Genomic DNA, 18,814 nt, shown 5'->3' with positions numbered 1-18,814 from the left:
GGGTTACTTGAGGAAGAGACGACGCGGGTCGATTCCGCCGAGGACGTCGTCGTAGACCAGGCCGCCGACCTTGGAGCCGGAGATCTGGACCTGCTTGTAGTAGATGGTCGGGACGGCGTTGATGACGTCCTTGGCCAGGTACTGGTCGATCTTCTCCCACGCGGCGGCCGACTTGACCGGGTCGGAGATCTTGTTCGCGGCGTCGATGTCCGCGTTCACCTTCGGGTCGTTGACGTGCGAGTAGTTCGGCGCACCGTCGGCGATCGTGCGGCCGTCGAACACCGGCGGGATCACGGTCGAGGCGGACGGCCAGTCGGCGCCCCAGGCGGAGGCGTAGATGTCGTAGTTGTTGTTGACCTTGCCGACCTGGTCGTAGTACGTCTCGGCCGGGATGTCCTGGCGCTGCACGTTGAAGCCGGCGTTCTTCAGGGCCGCGGCGATGGCCGTGGAGTACTGCTGGCCCTCGGGCGTGTTCTGGTAGCCGTAGGTCAGCTTCAGGCCGAGCTTGCCGGCCTTCTTCAGCAGCGCCTTGGCCTTGGCCGCGTCACCACCGGGGTTCTTCTTCTTGCCCCACGGGTCGAAGCTGGCGTCGTAGCCGCTGACGGTCGGGCTGATGAAGCCGCCGGCGACCTCGGCGGCCGAGGCACCGCCGAAGGCGCGGATGATCGGCGTGATCGGCAGGGCGTAGGCGATGGCCTGACGAACCGTCTTGTCCTGCAGCGGCGCGTGGGACATGTTGATGTTGATCTGGCCGACGAACGGCTGGTAGCCCGCGACCGTACGGGCCTTGATGGCCGCGTTGCCGCCGAGGACCGCGTTGATGTTGCCCGCGTCCACCGAGTTGTTGAAGCTGACGCCGGTCTGGTCGGCACCGGTGTCCGCGAGGAGCGCCTTGGTGGAGTTCTCGTACTGGACGTTGAAGGTGAAGTTGAACTGGTCCACGTACTGGTTGCGGATCGGGTCCGTCTTCGGGTCCCAGTTGGTGTTCTTGACCAGCACCATCGACTTGCCGGACTTGAACGACTGGATCTTGTACGGGCCGCTCGCGATCGGGGCCTTGTCGTACTTCTGCTGGGTGTCGCCCTTCTTGGACACCACCGCGTAGCCCGCCATGGCGAGGGCGTACGGCAGGTCGGGGCGGGGCTTCTGGAAGTGGAAGATGATGGTCTTCGCGTCGGGCGTCTCGAGGACGCTGTCGGGCAGGTGCTTGCCCTTGTACGGACCGTCCGGCAGCAGCTTGCGGTAGTCGGAGGCGCTCGAGGTGTTGGCCATCCACTGCTGGATGTAGGCCGGGCCCTGGTTGATGAACGGCGCGAACAGGCGCTCGAAGGTCTGCCGGAAGTCGGCCGACGTGATCGGCGTCCCGTCCTCGAACTTGATGCCGTCCTTGAGGGTGTACTTCCAGGTCTTGCCGCCGTCCGTGGTGGTACCGGAGTCGGTGGCCAGGTCGCCGACGACCTCGTGCTTGCTGCCGTCGTTGCTGGTGGACTTGTAGCCGGTGAGTCCTCTGTGGATCAGGGTCGCCAGCGAGCCCTCGTCGGAGACGTAGATCTGCCCCGGGTCGAGGTGGGCGTAGGAGTCGCGCTGCAGCACCTCCATGGTGCCGCCGCTCTTGGCGCCCGGTACGGCGGCGGCCGGACCCTGCGAGTCCGCGGCGTTGCCGAACTTGATGGACGCCTGCTGCCGCTTGGCGTTCTGCTGGTCCTTGCTCGAGTTGTCGCCGGAGCTGCTGCCGCCCTTGCTGCAACCGGTGAGCACGAGTGCTCCCGCCGCAACTACGGACAAAGCGGCGTAAGTGTGGCGTCCGCCCCTACTCATCACTGAAGTTTCCACCCATCTGTGTGTCGCCGGTGCATATACGAATGGCTGTGCGGTATCCGGGGCAGGGACGCCCTCGAACTGACGGTCAGCGCGCCGCCCTGGGATCGAAGGCGTCCCTGACCGAGTCCCCGAGCAGGTTGAACGCGACGACGAAGATGACCATCGAGACGCCGGGGAAGATCATGTAGGTGATGTCGTTCTGCAGGACCAGTTCGCTCGAGGCCTTGGCGAACATCTGGCCCCAGTCGGGGGTCGGTTCGACGATGCCGACACCGAGGTAGGAGAGTCCCGCCTCGATGGTCACGAAGCTCGGCAGCATGTACGTCGCCTGCACCAGGATCGGTGTGACCACGTTCGGCAGGATCTCCCGGCGGATGATGCGCCAGGAAGAGGCCCCGCTGACCTTCGCCGCCTCGATGAACTCCCTCTCGCGCAGGGCGAGCGTGGTGCCGCGCAGGATGCGGGCGAGGCTCATCCAGCCGAGGAACCACTGGACCAGGATGAGCGCGACCACGCGCACGTAGGTCGGTGTCTCGTTGCGCGGGCTGACGAAGAGGGACACCACCACCGGCATGCTGGCGATGAAGAACAGCTGGGAGGGGAAGGCCAGCAGGAAGTCGATGACCCGGCCGATCCAGTAGTCGGCCTTGCCGCCGAGGTAGCCGGCCGCGATGCCCAGCAGGATGCCCGTCACCACCGTGGCGACCGTCACCGCGAGGGAGATCATCAGCGAGGTGCGGATCCCGTAGATCAGCTTGGTGAACACGTCGTAGCCGTTGCCGGGTTCGAGCCCGAACCAGAACTCGCCGCTGATGCCGCCGTTGGGCTGCACCGGCACACCCTGGCTGTCGAACAGCTCCGGGCGGGTGTCGGCGTAGATCGTGTACGGGTTCTTGCCGTACACCTTCGCGATCAGCGGCGCGGCGGCCGCGATGACGAAGAAGAAGAGCACGACGAACGCCGAGAGGACGCCGGTGCGGTCGCGCTTGAAGCGGATCCACATCAGCTGGCCGGGCGAGCGGCCCTCGAGCTTGGCCGCCTCGGCCTCCTTCGGAGGCTGGGGGGCGCCGTCGACGACGACCGACGTACCGCCGCCGTCAACGTCGATAGGACTGGTCACAGTTGGTCCATTTCACAGGTGTGGGTGTGCCGCGCCGGCGAGCCGCGCGGGTGTCGCGCGATCGCGGACCGGATCATGAAGAAGTGTCGGGAGCCACCCGAGGATGGCGGGAAACCCGCAGCCGGACGCGCGTAGGCGTAAGCCAGCGCTAAACGGCTTGCAAAATCCTCAGAGTGAACCGCCACACCCGGGAGGGCAGTTGCCCGCGACGGACGGCGTGACCCACCTGGTGTTCGTGACACCGCACATGGGGCTCCTCCTCATGACTCCACGTGTTCACCGACAGAAGGGGGCACATGTCCGTTCCCCGTCACCCCTGACAGAGACTCAGACACCCCCTGGTGCTCGAGAGTCGGCGCCGTCCCCACGGCGCGAGACCCGTTGGCCCGAGCGCTACGCGGCTAACTATCTGCCATGAGCCAGGGGCCGACCACAGTCTTCAAATCTCAATTCGGTCACAGCTGACGCGTGCATCTTCCAAAAACTGGACAAACCGTTCGGGACAAGATGGCCACGAAACGGACGTGTTACATGGCTATCGGTCTGGTGGTTCCGTATTTCGGACACCGGCCACGGAAAAATGAGTTGCGAAAGGCCCGGGCGTCCCGAAGATGGGGACGCCCGGGCCCGGGTGGTTCGCCGCCGGCCGGCTGTCAGCCGTGCTTGGCGCGGCTCGCGGCGCGGGCGCGCTCGCGGGCGTCCAGGTTCACCTTGCGAATGCGAACGGCCTCCGGGGTGACCTCCACGCACTCGTCGTCCCGGCAGAACTCCAGCGACTGCTCCAGCGAGAGCTTGCGCGGCGGGACGATCGCCTCGAACGTGTCGGCCGAGGACGACCGCATGTTCGTGAGCTTCTTCTCCTTGGTGATGTTGACGTCCATGTCGTCGGAGCGCGAGTTCTCGCCGACGATCATGCCCTCGTACACCTCGGTGCCCGGGTCCACGAAGAGCACGCCGCGCTCCTGAAGGTTCGTCATCGCGAACGCCGTGACGGCGCCGGCGCGGTCGGCGACCAGCGAACCGTTGTTGCGAGTCTGGAGCTGGCCGAACCAGGGCTCGTGGCCCTCGTGGATGGAGTGTCCGATGCCCGTGCCCCGGGTCTGCGTCAGGAACTCCGTCCGGAAGCCGATCAGGCCACGGGAGGGCACCACGAACTCCATGCGGACCCAACCCGAGCCGTGGTTGGACATGTTGTCCATCCGGCCCTTGCGGACGCCCATGAGCTGCGTGACGGCGCCCATGTGCTCCTCGGGCACGTCGATCGTCATGCGCTCGACCGGCTCGTAGACCTTGCCGTCGACGTCCTTGGTGACGACCTGCGGCTTGCCGATGGTCAGCTCGAAGCCCTCGCGGCGCATCTGCTCGACCAGGATGGCGAGCGCCAGCTCACCGCGGCCCTGGACCTCCCAGGCGTCCGGACGCTCGGTGTCGAGCACGCGCAGGGAGACGTTACCGATCAGCTCGCGGTCGAGACGGTCCTTGACCTGACGGGCGGTCACCTTGCGGTCCTTGACCGCGGCCTTGTTGTCGGCGCCCTTGCCGGTGCCGCCGCGGCCGACCAGCGGCGAGGTGTTCGTACCGATGGTCATCGAGATCGCCGGCTCGTCGACCGTGATCAGCGGCAGCGGGATCGGGTTCTCCGGGTCGGCCAGGGTCTCGCCGATCATGATGTCCGAGATACCGGCGACGGCACAGATGTCACCCGGGCCGGCCTTCTCGGCGGGCTTGCGGGTGAGCGCCTCGGTCATCAGCAGCTCTGTGATGCGGACGTTGGACATCGTGCCGTCACGCTTGATCCAGGTGACGGTCTGGCCCTTGCGCAGCTCGCCCTGCTCGACGCGGAGCAGCGCGATACGGCCAAGGAAGTTGTCGGCGTCCAGGTTGGTGACGTGCGCCTGGAGCGGCCCCTCCTCGTCGTACTGGGGGGCCGGGACGTGCGACAGGATCGTGGAGAAGAAGGGCTCCAGGCTGTTGCTGTCCTGCGGGACGGTGCCGTCCGCGGGCTTGGTCAGCGAGGCCACGCCGTCACGCGCGCACGCGTAGACGATGGGGAACTCGATCTGCTCCTCGTCCGCGTCCAGGTCCAGGAAGAGGTCGTAGGTCTCGTTGACGACCTCGTCGATCCGTGAGTCCGGGCGGTCGGTCTTGTTGATGCAGAGGATGACCGGCAGGCGCTGCTGGAGTGCCTTGCGCAGCACGAACCGGGTCTGCGGCAGCGGGCCCTCGGAGGCGTCCACCAGCAGGACCACCGCGTCCACCATCGACAGACCGCGCTCGACCTCGCCACCGAAGTCGGCGTGGCCCGGAGTGTCGATGATGTTGATGGTGATGACGTCGCCGCCATCCTTCGGGTGGTACTTCACGGCCGTGTTCTTGGCCAGGATCGTGATGCCCTTCTCACGCTCCAGGTCGTTCGAGTCCATCATGCGGTCGTCGAGCGACTCGGCGGCGTGCGCTGCGAAGGCACCGGCCTGCTTCAGCATGGCGTCGACGAGGGTCGTCTTGCCGTGGTCGACGTGGGCGACGATGGCGACGTTGCGGATGTCGTGGCGCGTGGCCATGAAGGCGTACTCCTGGAGTGTGAGGAAGGCCGACGCGTACATCTGTGTTACGCGGACCCTGCCGGGCTGGACACGCCACGGCCTCACCCCATGGTACGTGCCGTCCCGGGCAGGGGCTCGCCGGGCTCAGTTCGCCGACGGACTGGCGGAGGCCTTCGCGCCCTTCTTCAGGAAGCCCATGTCCTCGAAGACGGGCGTCCGGAAGCCGAACGCACCGGCGTTCACCACGGTCTTCCGCGCGGCCACCAACTGAGGCCGCTGGTAGAGCGGAATGGAGCCGGCCGCCGCCCAGATCCGCGAGTCCGCCTTGCGCAGCAGCTCGTGCCGCCGGCCGTCGTCCAGCGTGGATGCGGCCTGGTCGAAGAGCTGGTCCACCTGGTCGGTGCCGACCCGCGTGTAGTTCTGCTCGACGTTCAGCGAGCCGTCAGCGGCCGGCACCGGCTTGGCGTAGATGGGCCGCGCGTCGGTGGCGGGGAACGCGGAGGCGGGCCAGGAGTACAGCGCGAGGTCGTACTCCCCGGACGCGACGTGGTCCTTGAAGTAGCTGTCGTCGGGCACCTTGGTGATGTCCGTACGGATGCCGACCTTCGCCAGCATCGCGCTGATCCGGTCCGCGAGTGTGCGCAAAGTCTCCGAACCGGGACCGGAGGGGATCACGAAACGGAGCTCCAGCGGCTTGCCGTCCTTGGCGAGCACCCCGGACGAGGCCCGGGCCGGGGCCGCCGTGCCCTTCGGCGCGTACGCCCCCGCCGCACCGCCCTGCTTGAGCTGCGCGTCGCCGTACTGCTTGCCGCCGGCGAGGTGCTTGGCGCCGTCCTCGCCGCCGTGCTTCTGGTCGCCCTTGCCGTCGGACTTGTCGTCGACCTTGTCGTCCTGGCCGACGATGTGCGTCCCGTCACCGCCGCCGTCGGAGGCGCCGGTCCCCCGGCCCTTGGCCCCGGCGGCCTTGCTGCCGTCCTTCTTCTGCTCCTTGAGCGGTCCGCCCGGCACCCACCCGGCGTCCGAGAGCAGCGCCTGCGCCTGTCCGGTGTCCTGACCGCCGAGCGCGCCGCTGTTGTCGGCGTAGGCGGCCTGCCCGGACAGCGCGAGGTGGCTGCCGAGCGGTACGGCGGGCAGACCGAGCGGCCCGAGGACGGAGCGGGCGAGGGCCGCCCGGTCCAGGGCGCGGGCCACGGCACGGCGCACGCGTTCGTCGGCGAGGGGGCCCGAGGAGCCGTTGAGGGCGAGCTGGGTGTAGGCGGGTTCCAGCGACTTGCGGACCTCGAAGCCACGCAGGGCGTCCTGCTGCTTCTGGTACCGGGTGCTCGGCTTCCTGGCCGCGGTGCGCCCGCCGCCGGGGCCCATCAGCGGGGTGCCGGTGCTCTTGGCGCGGGCGGCCACGTCGATGTGCTGGGCGTCCTGGGGGTCGATCTCGGCCAGGTCGATCTTCCCGGCGGCCAGCGCGGCGGCGCGCTTGTCGCGCGGTACGGCCGTCAGGTCGATCTCGGACAGCTTGGCGGGGCGGCCCCACCAGCGGGCGTTGCGGACGAGGGTGACCTGGTCGTCCTTCTTGTCGACCTGCCGGACGGTGAAGGGCCCGGCGGTGGTCTTGAGCGTGCGGCGGGCGCCGTCGTTGAAGGCGTCCGGCGTGCCCATGACGTCCTTCGGGTACAGCGGGGAGAACAGCGACTTCCAGTCGGCGTAGGGCCGGGCGAAGGTGACCTTGACCTCGAGGTCGTTGGCGCCGCGCTCCACCTTCTCGATCCGGTCGTAGCCGGCGTTGCGGGCGGTCCAGTAGGAGCCGTCCTTGCCGGACAGGGCGCGCCACTGGGCGGCGAAGTCGGCGGCGCCGATCTCCCGGCCGTCGCTCCAGACGGCCTGCTGGCTCAGCCGGTAGACCACGACCTGCTTCGGCTCGGTGGTGACCACCTTGGCGGACTCCAGGTAGTCGGCGTCGCGCACCGGCCGCCCCGCGGCGTCCAGCCGGTACATGGCCGGCAGGACGGCCTGCGCGATGCGGGTGGTGGTCGCGTCGGCGTCCGACTGGAAGGTGTTCAGCGTCTCGGGCACGTCGTCCACGGCCCACCGGAGGGTGCCCCCGTCGGCGATCGCGGCACGCCCCGCCGGAGCGATGTCCAACTGGGCGAGCGGCTTGCCCGCCGGGTCGTCGGACCCGCACCCCGCGATCAGGGGCACCGCGAGCACACCCGCGGTGAGGAAGGCGACCGAACGCATGACCGCGCGCAGGTTGACGCCGTCGTGGGACATCTCTGCTACCTCCGGGAGCCGCTTCCGCCGGTGACATGGGTCAGGGTCTGATCACGTTTGGCGGTATATGGAGTTGATCAGATGGACGGCCCCACTGAAGGGGAGAGGGCGTGCCCGCCCGGCGCGACACGTCGGCGGGAGCGCGGAAGCCCACCCGTGCGGCGCAACGCGCCGGGCGGGCTGAGGGCGGGGCCGCCTCGGTTGCCGCGCGGTCCGGCCGGAGCCAGACTGACAGACGAGGAGTCGTAGCCGGCCGCGATCGCGGCGTGCGCCCCCGGCGCACAAATAGCGCCTGCGGGCGTGCACGGGAGGTGTGCAATCCGCCAATCGCTGCACATCCCTTCCCAGCGGCAGGTGTGACGCGCAACACTCGCAGGCGCATGAACGTTGCCACCCGAGGCCTGACGGCCGATGGAAGTGAGGTCACGTCATGTCCGTGCAAGACGACCTGACGTCAGTCCAGCGCTGCCTCGACGACCTGTCCCGGTCGGTGGGCCGCCTGGAACAGCAGCTCGGCAGTGGTGGGCTCGACATGCGGCGCGTCCGCGCCGACGCCGACCACCTGCGGGAGAGCGTCCAGCTCCTGCGCGCGGCCGCCTCGCTCAAGGCCGCGCCCCGCAAACCAGAACTCGTCACCATCCCCGACAAGCCGTACGACGACTCTCAGTGGACGGACTGCGACGACGAGGGACTCGGCGCGCACCACGGCCCCGAACACCGCTGAGCGCCTTCGACACCGACCGGAGTCACCCCTTGGCCACTGGTACGGAACCCCATCTGAACAGCGGCGGCGTCAGAGCAGGGACGCGCGCCGCGATCGACGCCCCGCATCTGCGGACCGACCGCTGGTGGCTGGCCCCCGCCGCCACCGCGGCCGGCCTGCTGGCCTTCGTCGTGTACTCGACCTGGCGGGCCTTCGCGAACGCGGACTACTACGCGGCGCCGTACGTCTCCCCGTTCTACTCGCCGTGTCTGGCGCAGAACTGCAAGACCATGCCGTCCGGCCCCAACGCCGACCTCTTCGGCAGCTGGTGGGGCATCTCCCCGGCGATCATCATCCTGATCTTCCCGCTCGGCTTCCGCCTGACCTGCTACTACTACCGCAAGGCCTACTACCGGGGCTTCTGGGCGTCCCCGCCGGCCTGCGCGGTGGCCGAGCCGCACAAGAAGTACACCGGTGAGACCCGCTTCCCGCTGATCCTGCAGAACATCCACCGGTACTTCTTCTACGCGGCGATCCTGGTCGCGGGCACGCTGACCTACGACACGGTGCTGGCCTTCCGCGACACGCACGAGAACTGGGGTCACATGGGCCTCGGCACCCTCGTCTTCCTGGTCAACATCGTGCTGATCTGGGCCTACACGATCTCCTGCCACTCCTGCCGGCACATCGTCGGCGGCAAGCTCAAGCACTTCTCCCAACACCCCGTGCGATACAAGGCATGGCAGTTCGTCGGGAAGCTCAACGCCCGGCACATGCTGCTGGCCTGGGCGTCGTTGGTGAGCGTGGCGCTCGCCGACTTCTACGTCTACCTGGTCGCGTCCGGTGTCTTCGACGATCCGCGCTTCTTCTGACTGAGATGAGTGGGGCCTAACTGATGTCCGTGGTCGACCGCCAGGAGTGGGACGTCGTCGTGGTCGGCGCCGGGGGCGCGGGCCTCCGGGCCGCCATCGAGGCGCGCGAGCGTGGCGCCCGTACGGCAGTCATCTGCAAGTCGCTGTTCGGCAAGGCGCACACCGTGATGGCCGAGGGCGGCATCGCGGCGGCCATGGCCAACGTCAACGCGCACGACAACTGGCAGGTCCACTTCCGCGACACCATGCGCGGCGGAAAGTTCCTCAACCAGTGGCGGATGGCCGAGCTGCACGCCCAGGAGGCCCCGGACCGGGTCTGGGAGCTGGAGACCTGGGGCGCCCTCTTCGACCGCACGAAGGAAGGGAAGATCTCCCAGCGCAACTTCGGCGGCCACGAGTACCCGCGCCTGGCGCACGTCGGCGACCGCACGGGCCTCGAACTCATCCGCACCCTCCAGCAGAAGATCGTCTCCCTGCAGCAGGAGGACCACCGCGAGACGGGCGACTACGAGTCCCGCCTGAAGGTCTTCCAGGAGTGCACGGTCACCCGGATCCTCAAGGACGGCAGCCGGGTGTCCGGGGTCTTCGCCTACGAGCGGGAGACCGGCCGTTTCTTCGTCCTGGAGGCGCCCGCCGTGGTCATCGCCACCGGTGGCATCGGCAAGTCCTTCAAGGTCACCTCGAACTCGTGGGAGTACACGGGCGACGGGCACGCGCTGGCGCTGCTCGCCGGGGCGCCCCTGCTCAACATGGAGTTCGTGCAGTTCCACCCGACGGGCATGGTCTGGCCGCCGTCGGTGAAGGGCATCCTCGTCACCGAGTCGGTCCGCGGTGACGGCGGGGTGCTCAGGAACTCCGAGGGCAAGCGGTTCATGTTCGACTACGTCCCCGACGTCTTCAAGGAGAAGTACGCCGAGTCGGAGGAGGAGGGCGACCGCTGGTACGAGGACCCGGACAACAACCGGCGTCCCCCCGAGCTGCTCCCCCGCGACGAGGTCGCCCGCGCGATCAACTCCGAGGTCAAGGCGGGCCGCGGCTCCCCGCACGGCGGCGTGTTCCTGGACGTGTCGACGCGGATGCCGGCCGAGGTCATCCGGCGCCGGCTGCCCTCCATGTACCACCAGTTCAAGGAACTGGCGGACGTGGACATCACGGCGGAGGCGATGGAGGTCGGGCCGACCTGCCACTACGTGATGGGCGGCATCGCCGTCGACTCCGACACTGCGGCGGCGCGCGGGGTGCCGGGCCTGTTCGCGGCCGGCGAGGTCGCGGGCGGCATGCACGGCTCCAACCGCCTCGGCGGGAACTCCCTCTCCGACCTGCTGGTCTTCGGACGCCGGGCGGGCTGGCACGCGGCCGAGTACGCCACGGGGCTCGCGCAGGGCCGCCCGGCGGTGGACGACACCCAGGTCGACGCGGCCGCCGCCGAGGCCCTGCGGCCCTTCTCCGCGGAGGGCCCGGCCCCCGGCGAGGACGACGGACGCCCGCCGGAGAACCCGTACACCCTGCACCAGGAACTCCAGCAGACCATGAACGACCTGGTCGGCATCATCCGCCGCGAGGGCGAGATGGAACAGGCCCTCGAGAAGCTGGCGGATCTGCGGGTACGGGCCCGGCGGGCCGGCGTCGAGGGGCACCGGCAGTTCAATCCCGGCTGGCACCTCGCCCTCGACCTGCGCAACATGCTGCTGGTCAGCGAGTGCGTGGCCCGGGCGGCGCTGGAGCGCACCGAGTCGCGCGGCGGCCACACCCGGGAGGACTTCGGGGCGATGGACCGCAAGTGGCGCAACGTCAACCTGCTGTGCGCGCTCACCGACCCCACGGGTGGACTGGCGGCGACGGACCCGGTCCGCGGTCAGATCGCCCTCACCCGCGAGAGAACCGAACCCATCCGCGCCGACCTGCTCGCCCTCTTCGACAAGGAAGAGCTGGTCAAGTACCTCGCCGAAGAGGAGCTGTACGAGTGAGCAGCTACGAGGCCCGCTTCAAGGTGTGGCGGGGCGACGTCAAGGGCGGCGGTCTGGAGGACTTCCAGGTCGAGGTCAACGACGGCGAGGTGGTGCTCGACATCATCCACCGCCTGCAGGCCACCCAGGCCCCCGACCTCGCCGTCCGCTGGAACTGCAAGGCGGGCAAGTGCGGTTCGTGTTCCGCGGAGATCAACGGGCGACCGCGCCTGATGTGCATGACGCGCATGTCGGTCTTCACCCGCGAGGAGACGATCACCGTCACCCCGCTGCGGGCCTTCCCGGTGGTCCGTGACCTCGTCACGGACGTGGGCTTCAACTACCAGAAGGCACGCGAGGTCCCGGCCTTCGTGCCGCCCGCCGGCCTCGGTCCCGGCGAGTACCGCATGATGCAGGAGGACGTGGACCGCTCGCAGGAGTTCCGCAAGTGCATCGAGTGCTTCCTGTGCCAGGACACCTGCCATGTGGTGCGCGACCACGAGGAGAACAAGACGGCGTTCGCCGGCCCGCGCTTCCTGATGCGCGTCGCCGAACTGGACATGCACCCCCTGGACGCGGCCGCCGGCACCGGCCTGGACCGCAAGAAGACCGCCCAGGACGAACACGGCCTCGGCTACTGCAACATCACCAAGTGCTGCACGGAGGTCTGCCCCGAGGGCATCAAGATCACCGACAACGCCCTGATCCCCCTGAAGGAACGAGCCGTCGACCGCAAGTACGACCCACTGGTGTGGCTGGGCTCGAAGATCAGGAGGCGTCCGTCGTAGAAGGGGCTACACCTCTTCGACCTTGACCGCGGACCCGACCAGGAGCTTTTCCAGCTCGTCGGGGTCCGAGGTGCGAACCGTGGTCCGGGCTCCCTGCTCGCGGGAGAGCGCCCAGTCACCCAGAGCCGCGCCGCCCTTGCCGAGCAATGCCATCTCGCTCGGCCCTTCCGTCCCGTCGGCGCACCCCGCTCGCGTCACCCCGTCAGCACCCATACGCTCCGAAATGTGATGCCATCCTTGATCCGGGGCCGGCCGCGGCGGGGCGCCGTTCAGCTGCGCGCGCGGGTGACGCACACCCTGGTGGGGGCGCTGGCCGGGGTGGTGTGGCTGCTGCTGCCGGGGATGGTCGTGCCGGACACCGCCTCCGTTCGGGACGAGACGTCCACCGCCGACCTGGTGCTGCCTCTGGTCGCCGTGGTCGCCGTGCTCCTCCTCTCCGGGTACGGCTATGCGCGACGGAGCCGCCGGGCCCGGACGCCGACGACACCGGCGAGCACCGCCGTCCCCGCACCCGTGCCGGCGTCGCCGCTCGCCGTGCTGGACGAGCGGGCACGGGCCCTGCTGATCGAGGCCGACGACCGGGTGCGCGCTCGCCGCGAGGAACTCGGGTTCACCCGGGAGGCGAGCCACGCCCGGTCACTGGAGGAGGCCGAGGCCGAGCTGGCGGCCGCCTTCCGGATACGGCAGCAGTACGAGGACGGGATACCGGAGGACGAGCCGTCGCGCCGGCACGCGCTCGCGGGGATCGTCGGCCGGTGCGAGGAGGCGAAGCGGCGGCTGGAGGGGTTCGGGGCGGGCGCCGGACGGGAGGCGCTGGAGGCCGCCGAGCACCGCTTCCGGGAACTGGCGGCCCGGGCGGGAGGCGCGGAGGCGACCGTGGCCGAGCTCGGGGAGCGGTACGGGCCGACGGCGACCGGCTCGGTCGCCGGGTACGTCGAGCAGGCCAAGGACCAGTTGGTGCTCGCCACCGGCGACCTCAACCAAGCCCGGCAGTCCACCGACCTGGCGGAGGAGGAGAGCGCGGTGCGTCATCTGCGCGCCGCCGAGACGTCCATAGCCCGGGCCACCGCTCTCCTCGGCGCCGTGGACCGCCTCGCCGCCGACCTGGCGTCGGCCGAGTCCCTGCTCCCGGCCGCCCTGACCGGCGCGGAGGCGGAACTCTCGGGGGTGACGGGGCGCGCCGACGCCGACCGCGTCCTGGCCGCCGTACGACAGGAGCTGACAGCCGGGCCGTACGACCCGTTGGACGCCCTCCGTCGCGTGGTGGGGGCGACCGCGCGCGTGGGGGTGGGCCGCCAGGGCGTGCTGTCGGCCGCCGCCCGGCTGGTGGCGGACAGCACCGTGTCCGGGGCGGACACCTTCGTCACCACGCACCGGGAGACCGTGGGCAGCGCCGCGCGCATCCGGCTCGCGGAAGCGCGGCGCCTGCTGCTGACGGAGCCGTGGACGGCCGGTCCCCTGGCCCACGAGGCGTGGGAGCTGGCCGGGCGGGACGTCCACGGCGACGGCTCCTAGTGCCGCGCCCTCAGAACAGGCTCAGCAACGCCTCCGCCGGATCGGTCAGCCCCGTCTCGCCGTCCGGCAGCGGGAGTTCGAACCACACGGTCTTGCCGCGCGGCGTGCGGCGAGAGCCCCACGCCGCGCTGAGCAGCCCGACCAGTTGCAGACCGCGGCCGCCCTCGTCCGTGTCACGGGCCCGGCGCCGACGCGGCTGGACCAGACCGGAGTCCCAGACCTCGCACACCAGGGTGCGGTCCAGCAGCAGGCGGAGTCTGATCTCGCCCTCGCCGTACCGCAGCGCGTTCGTGACCAGCTCGCTGACCAGCAGTTCCGTCGTGTCGACCAGGGGCTCCAGGTCCCACGACAGCAACTGCCCCCGGGCGTACTCCCGGGCCCGGCCCACACTCCGCGGCTCCCGCGGCAGCGTCCAGTCGCCGACGGAGTCCGTCGGCAGCCCCTGCACCCGGGCCATCAGCAGCGCGATGTCGTCCTCGCCGTGGTGGGTGTCGAGCGTGTTCAGGACGTGGTCGCAGACGTCCTCCAGCGGCCGGCTGGGGTCGGTGAGCGCACCGACGAAGGCCTGCAGTCCCTCGTCCAGCGGATGGTCGCGGGACTCGACCAGTCCATCCGTGTAGAGCGCGAGCAGCGCGCCCTCGGGCAGTTCGACCTCCACCTCCTCGAAGGGCTCCCCGCCGACGCCCAGCGGCATGCCCGGCGGCACGTCCAGCATCAGCGCGTCCTCGCCCGGTTCGACCAGGACCGGCGGAAGGTGGCCCGCGTTGGCGAAGGTGCAGCGGCGGGTGACGGAGTCGTAGACGGCGTACACGCAGGTCGCGAGGTACACCTCGGACAGGTCCGCCTCGCGGGGCCGGCGCGCGGCCCGCGTGGCCTGCTGGACGCCGCCCGGGGCGCCCAGACCACGGGCGATCTCGTCCAACGCGGAGAGCACCTCGGCCGGTTCGAGGTCGAGCAGCGCCAGCGTCCGCACCGCGGAACGGAGTTCGCCCATCGCCACGGCCGCCCGCAGCCCGCGGCCCATGACGTCGCCGACGACCAACGCCGTGCGGTGCCCCGGCAGTTCGATCACGTCGAACCAGTCGCCGCCGACCTCGCTCGGCCGGTCGGCGGAGGAGTTGCCCGGCAGATAGCGGCAGGCGATGTCGAGGCCGGAGGCGACCGGGTCGCCCGGCGGGAGCAGCGAGCGTTGCAGCATCAGCGCCCGCTCGTGCTCACGCCGGTACAGGCGGGCGTTGTCGATACAGACGGCGGCCCGCGCCGCGAGCTCGACCGCCAGATCCCGGTCCCGGTCCCCGAACGGCTCGCTGCCCTTCGTCCGGGCGAACTGGGCCATTCCCACGACCGTGTCGTGGGCGACCATCGGCACGGCCAGCGTGGACTGCACGACGCTGCCGTCCTCGGCGGGCACCAGCTGGGTGCGGGCGGTGCGCAGGGCGTCGGCGCAGGGCGAGTTGAAGGGGTAGTGGTGGACGGCGCCCAGTTCGACGGGCGCGCCCCCGCCGACGAACGGGGCGTCGGAGACCGCGCTGGCGAAGGCGACCCGGCGCAGCGCCGCGCTGCCGTCGGCGAGCCCGGGCGGGGTCTCGTCGCCGGCCAGCAGGCCCTGGTAGAGGTCGACCGTGGCGAGGTCGCAGAAGCCGGGCACGACCACGTCGAGGAGTTCGCGGGCCGTGGTCTCCAGGTCGAGGGAGTTGCCGATACGGGCGCCCGCCTCGTTCAGGAGGGCGAGATTGCGCCGTGCGGCGGCCGCTTCCCGGGCCGCGGCGCGGCGGGCGGTGATGTCGGTTCCGAGCCAGGCGATGCCGATGGGGCGGCCGGAACCGCTGTGTACCCGGTAGAGGTTGATGGACCAGTGCCGGCGCTCGTCGGAGCCCGGCAGGAAGCCCGTGACGTGCATGTCCGTGATGGAGTCGCCGGTCTCCAGGACCCGGCGCAGGGTCGCGGCGACCCGCTCGGCCTCGGAGCGGGGCAGATAGTCGTGGACGCCCTTGCCGCGGTGGTCGTCGGGTGTGCCGCCGAACAGGGAGGCGAACCGCTGGTTGGCGCGCCGGACCCGCAGATCGGGGTCGATCAGCAGGAAGCCGAACGGAGATTGACCGAAAATCGACTGCGAGGCGGCCAGGTCGGTCTCGATGCTGCGCAGCGTGCGCACGTCGACGACGATGCAGACGGCGCCCCTGCGGGCGTCCTCGGTCTGCGTCGGCATGACGTACACCTCGGCGAGTCCCTGCCGTCCGGCGTCGTCCTCGGCGGTCTCGGGCACCCGGAACGGCACGACGCCGGTCCACTCCCGCCCGTCGAGGATCTCGGCCATCTTCCGCTGGCCCTGCGCGCGCAGGTCGGGGTCGATGAACGCCTCGATGGGATCCATGCCGACGGCCCGCTCGGCGCCGATGCCGAAGAGCTGCTCGGCGCGCAGACTCCACTGGTCCACCAGGCCGTCGGGACCGATGGAGAAGGAGGCGACCTTGATGTAGTCGTAGATGGAGCCGGGCGGGCTGCTCTGCCACATGGCGTCACCGGGCGGTGTCCCGTCGAAGGAGGACAGCCCCGCGCCACCCGTCGCCCGGCCCGGGCCGTCCGCCGCGGCAGCCGCCGCGGCCTCCGTCCTCGCGCCGTCCGACGGGTCCTCGGACTCCGTGGCCTTCGCTGGTATCTCGCTCACGCGAACCGTCCCCTCCAGCTCACCGCGTCCGGTACCGGTCACCGGGGGCGGCTGCCCGCAGTATCCAGCACTACGGCGCCGCACAACACGGTGTTCACGATCACAGCACGGTCCCGGTGGTTTTCGGTCCCGGCCGTGAGAACACTTCCAGTCTTCTAACCAGCGGGCACGTCCTCGAATCACACCCGTCGAACGACTTCCGTGGCCGGATCCAGTGGGTCGACAGGGGGACGGGTCGCGTACAGCGTCCGGCACGCCGAGGCCACGCACCGAACACCGCGGGCACCGCACTGGACTCTCAAAACACCCCCTAGTGCGGCACCGCGAGTTCGAACCACACCGTCTTGCCCGCCGCGCCGGGTCTGGTGCCCCAGCGGCGGGAGGACAGGGCGACCAGTTGCAGGCCACGGCCGCTCTCGTCCTCGGGGCGGGCGATCCGTTCGCGGGGCGGGTCGGGGAGGGGGTCGGAGACCTCCACCAGCAGGACGGCGGGCAGGGCCGGCGAGCGGACGAGACGGACGCCGATGGGGCCGGTGGCGTGCCGCAGGGAGTTGGTGACCAGCTCGCTGACCAGCAGGGCCGTCAGATCTCCGAGGACGTCCAGGCGCCAGCTGTGGAGCTGGCCGCGGACCGCCGCGCGGGCGTTTCTGACGGCGCCCGGTTCCGCGGGGAAGGTCCACTCGGCGCAGTCGCCTTCGGTGTCGATCACGCCGATCACTTCCCGGGCCCGGAACTCACCCCGCCCATGTCCGGTTTCATGGGGTTAAGGGGCACATACCCGATATCCAGGGGGCAGTACCGTCCGCTGGGGCGCACGGTGGCGCGAACGGCGTACGGGCGGGTCAGGAGAGCGGGACTTCACCCCGCTGCCCCAGGTGAGCCATCACCTTCCGGACAGCCGGGACGTCGTGGTCCAGCCACGGCACGTCCCAGAGTTCGTCCACCGTCAGCCAGCGCAGGCCGTCGTGGTCCTCCAGGGGTGCGGGGGCCGGGGAACCGGGCAGGAGACGGGCGGTCCACACACGCAGGACGTACGGGGCCTTCAGCGGCCACTCCCCCGGCACGCGCTCCACCGCCTCGGCGTCCACGCCCAGTTCCTCGCGCAGCTCGCGCACCAGGGCCGCCTCGGGGGCCTCCCCCGCCTCCACCTTGCCGCCGGGGAGTTCCCAGCGGCCCGCCAGGTCGGCGGGGGCGCTGCGGCGGGCCGCGAGGAGGCGGCCGGAGTCGAGCAGGGCGGCACCGACCACCACGATCCGTTCCGTCATGGACGGGAGCCTACGGGAGTCAGTTGACCGCGCCGTTCTGGCCGATGCGCTCGACCCAGTAGAGCTGTTTGTGGCCGCGGTCGTCGAGACTGTCGGCGATCTTCTGGGCCTCGGCCCGGGTCGCGTACCGGCCCACGCGGTAGCGGTTGCCGTTGTCGTCCTGCCGTATGACGAGCCAGGGAAGAGTGATCGTGCCGTCGTTCATCGCGCCCCACCGCCCCCGCCCACTAAGGAAACCGCACTCCGCATATGCCCGAGCCTACGCCTTGCCTTCACGCAGCGAATACGCCTTTTCACAAAGAGGTACGCAACCGGCCAGATCGAGGGGGCGCGCGAACACGGGCGCGCCCCCTGGTGACCGGGACGCATCCGATCGGCGGCACGCCGGAGGGACCCGCGGCAACCTGCGAGAACGTCCGGATTCCAGTGCCGGACGGGCGGATTCCGTGGGCGGGCGAAGGGGACTGCGGGGACGGTGAGCGGGGGTGAACTCCGTAAAGGTGTGCGCTATTTCACCGGGAGGTGGTACGCGGCCCGGTAGCGGTCGGCCGGGATGACCACGTCGGCGGTCTCGACCGGGCGGCCCGAGGCGTAGAAGGTGCGCTGGATGACGAGGACCACATGACCAGGGACACCGCCCAGGGCGAGCAGCTCCTCGGCGAGACCGGGGCGAGCGCCGACCTCCTCGGTGACGTTGTCCACCACCACGTCGATGGCCGCCATGCGCTCGACGACGCCCATGCCGCCGAGCGGGCCTTCCTCGGGCAGCATGACGGGCGTGCGGCCGGTCACCGCGAGGGGCTCCCACGAGGTGGAGAGCATCATCGCCTCGCCGGCCTCCCGGAAGACGTACCGCGTGCACATCACGCGGTCGCCGGGCTTGATGCACAGGCGCTCGGCGACGGCCCCGCCCGCCTCGGCCTGTTCGCTCCTGGACTCCCAGGTACCGCGGGCCTCCCCGTCCGCCTGCTCCTGGCGGAACGGCGTGGCACCACCGGCCGGGCGGAAGCCGGAGCGCGCGATGCTGCGCGGCACGGGCCGCTCGCGCACGTACGTGCCCGAACCGGAGCGGCCCTCGACCAGGCCCTCGGCCATCAGCACCTTGCGCGCCTCCAGCGCGACCGTGTCCGAGACGCCGTACTCCTCGCGGATTCTGGCCTGGGAGGGGAGGCGGGTGTGCGGTGGCAGCGAGCCGTTGACGATCTTCTGGCGAAGATCACCCGCGACGCGCAGGTACGCCGGCTGCTCACCGAAAGTCACTGGCCGCTCCCATCAGGTTGTACAGACAGCAACAGCGTGGCAACCGTG

15 protein-coding genes are annotated in these 18,814 nt (G+C 70.3%); 5 read left to right on the top strand and 10 right to left on the bottom strand.

Annotated features, from left to right (window positions below; all coding sequences use genetic code 11):
• Positions 1-3: 3 nt before the first annotated feature.
• From ACIRVK_RS00805 to ACIRVK_RS00790, 4 genes are all read right to left on the bottom strand, one after another.
• Positions 4-1,818 carry an ABC transporter substrate-binding protein gene (locus ACIRVK_RS00805; RefSeq protein WP_404242528.1) on the bottom strand — a complete coding sequence of 605 codons (1,815 nt, stop codon included), beginning with the start codon at positions 1,816-1,818 and terminating at the stop codon, positions 4-6.
• An 88-nt stretch (positions 1,819-1,906) separates the two neighbouring features.
• Complete coding sequence (locus tag ACIRVK_RS00800) at positions 1,907-2,941, bottom strand: ABC transporter permease (protein ID WP_404242526.1); 1,035 nt, start codon at positions 2,939-2,941, stop codon at positions 1,907-1,909.
• A 653-nt stretch (positions 2,942-3,594) separates the two neighbouring features.
• Complete coding sequence (typA, locus tag ACIRVK_RS00795) at positions 3,595-5,502, bottom strand: translational GTPase TypA (RefSeq protein ID WP_404242524.1); 1,908 nt, start codon at positions 5,500-5,502, stop codon at positions 3,595-3,597.
• A gap of 126 nt (positions 5,503-5,628) precedes the next feature.
• Positions 5,629-7,749, bottom strand: coding sequence for an ABC transporter family substrate-binding protein (locus ACIRVK_RS00790; protein WP_404242522.1), 2,121 nt, complete (start codon positions 7,747-7,749; stop codon positions 5,629-5,631).
• 430 nt (positions 7,750-8,179) lie between these two features.
• Between ACIRVK_RS00790 and ACIRVK_RS00785 the strand changes: the two genes are divergently transcribed.
• From ACIRVK_RS00785 to ACIRVK_RS00770, 4 genes are read left to right on the top strand one after another with little or no spacing between them, the layout of a single operon-like run.
• On the top strand, positions 8,180-8,473 hold the full coding sequence (locus ACIRVK_RS00785; protein ID WP_404242520.1) for a hypothetical protein: 294 nt from the start codon (positions 8,180-8,182) through the stop codon (positions 8,471-8,473).
• Positions 8,474-8,502: 29 nt separating this feature from the next.
• Positions 8,503-9,324, top strand: coding sequence for a hypothetical protein (locus ACIRVK_RS00780; RefSeq protein WP_404242518.1), 822 nt, complete (start codon positions 8,503-8,505; stop codon positions 9,322-9,324).
• Between the two features lie 23 nt (positions 9,325-9,347).
• Entirely contained in the window at positions 9,348-11,291 is a 1,944-nt protein-coding gene (locus tag ACIRVK_RS00775; RefSeq protein WP_404242516.1) for a fumarate reductase/succinate dehydrogenase flavoprotein subunit, read from the top strand.
• Positions 11,288-12,058: a succinate dehydrogenase/fumarate reductase iron-sulfur subunit gene (locus tag ACIRVK_RS00770; RefSeq protein ID WP_404242514.1), complete on the top strand. Its 771-nt coding sequence runs from the start codon at positions 11,288-11,290 to the stop codon at positions 12,056-12,058. Before ACIRVK_RS00775 ends, ACIRVK_RS00770 begins: the two co-directional genes overlap by 4 nt.
• A gap of 6 nt (positions 12,059-12,064) precedes the next feature.
• Here ACIRVK_RS00770 and ACIRVK_RS00765 read toward each other — a convergent pair whose 3' ends face one another.
• The gene (locus ACIRVK_RS00765; protein ID WP_404242512.1) at positions 12,065-12,211 is read right to left on the bottom strand and encodes a hypothetical protein; all 147 of its coding nucleotides are present in this window, start codon (positions 12,209-12,211) and stop codon (positions 12,065-12,067) included.
• 75 nt (positions 12,212-12,286) lie between these two features.
• On the opposite strand from ACIRVK_RS00765, the gene ACIRVK_RS00760 reads away from it, so the two are divergent.
• Positions 12,287-13,573: a hypothetical protein gene (locus ACIRVK_RS00760; RefSeq protein ID WP_404243122.1), complete on the top strand. Its 1,287-nt coding sequence runs from the start codon at positions 12,287-12,289 to the stop codon at positions 13,571-13,573.
• A gap of 10 nt (positions 13,574-13,583) precedes the next feature.
• Here the strand turns inward: ACIRVK_RS00760 and ACIRVK_RS00755 are convergent, their stop codons facing one another.
• From ACIRVK_RS00755 to ACIRVK_RS00735, 5 genes are all read right to left on the bottom strand, one after another.
• Complete coding sequence (locus ACIRVK_RS00755) at positions 13,584-16,241, bottom strand: SpoIIE family protein phosphatase (RefSeq protein WP_404242510.1); 2,658 nt, start codon at positions 16,239-16,241, stop codon at positions 13,584-13,586.
• 310 nt (positions 16,242-16,551) lie between these two features.
• Entirely contained in the window at positions 16,552-16,959 is a 408-nt protein-coding gene (locus ACIRVK_RS00750; RefSeq protein WP_404242508.1) for an ATP-binding protein, read from the bottom strand.
• A gap of 124 nt (positions 16,960-17,083) precedes the next feature.
• The gene (locus tag ACIRVK_RS00745) at positions 17,084-17,506 is read right to left on the bottom strand and encodes a (deoxy)nucleoside triphosphate pyrophosphohydrolase (protein ID WP_404242506.1); all 423 of its coding nucleotides are present in this window, start codon (positions 17,504-17,506) and stop codon (positions 17,084-17,086) included.
• Between the two features lie 19 nt (positions 17,507-17,525).
• On the bottom strand, positions 17,526-17,711 hold the full coding sequence (locus ACIRVK_RS00740) for an SPOR domain-containing protein (protein WP_404242504.1): 186 nt from the start codon (positions 17,709-17,711) through the stop codon (positions 17,526-17,528).
• A gap of 302 nt (positions 17,712-18,013) precedes the next feature.
• Positions 18,014-18,766 carry a GntR family transcriptional regulator gene (locus ACIRVK_RS00735; protein ID WP_404242502.1) on the bottom strand — a complete coding sequence of 251 codons (753 nt, stop codon included), beginning with the start codon at positions 18,764-18,766 and terminating at the stop codon, positions 18,014-18,016.
• Positions 18,767-18,814: the final 48 nt, after the last annotated feature.

Source organism: Streptomyces sp. NPDC101152, from assembly GCF_044768275.1.
Lineage (GTDB): Bacteria > Actinomycetota > Actinomycetes > Streptomycetales > Streptomycetaceae > Streptomyces.
This window is presented reverse-complemented; position numbering and strand designations above follow the sequence as displayed.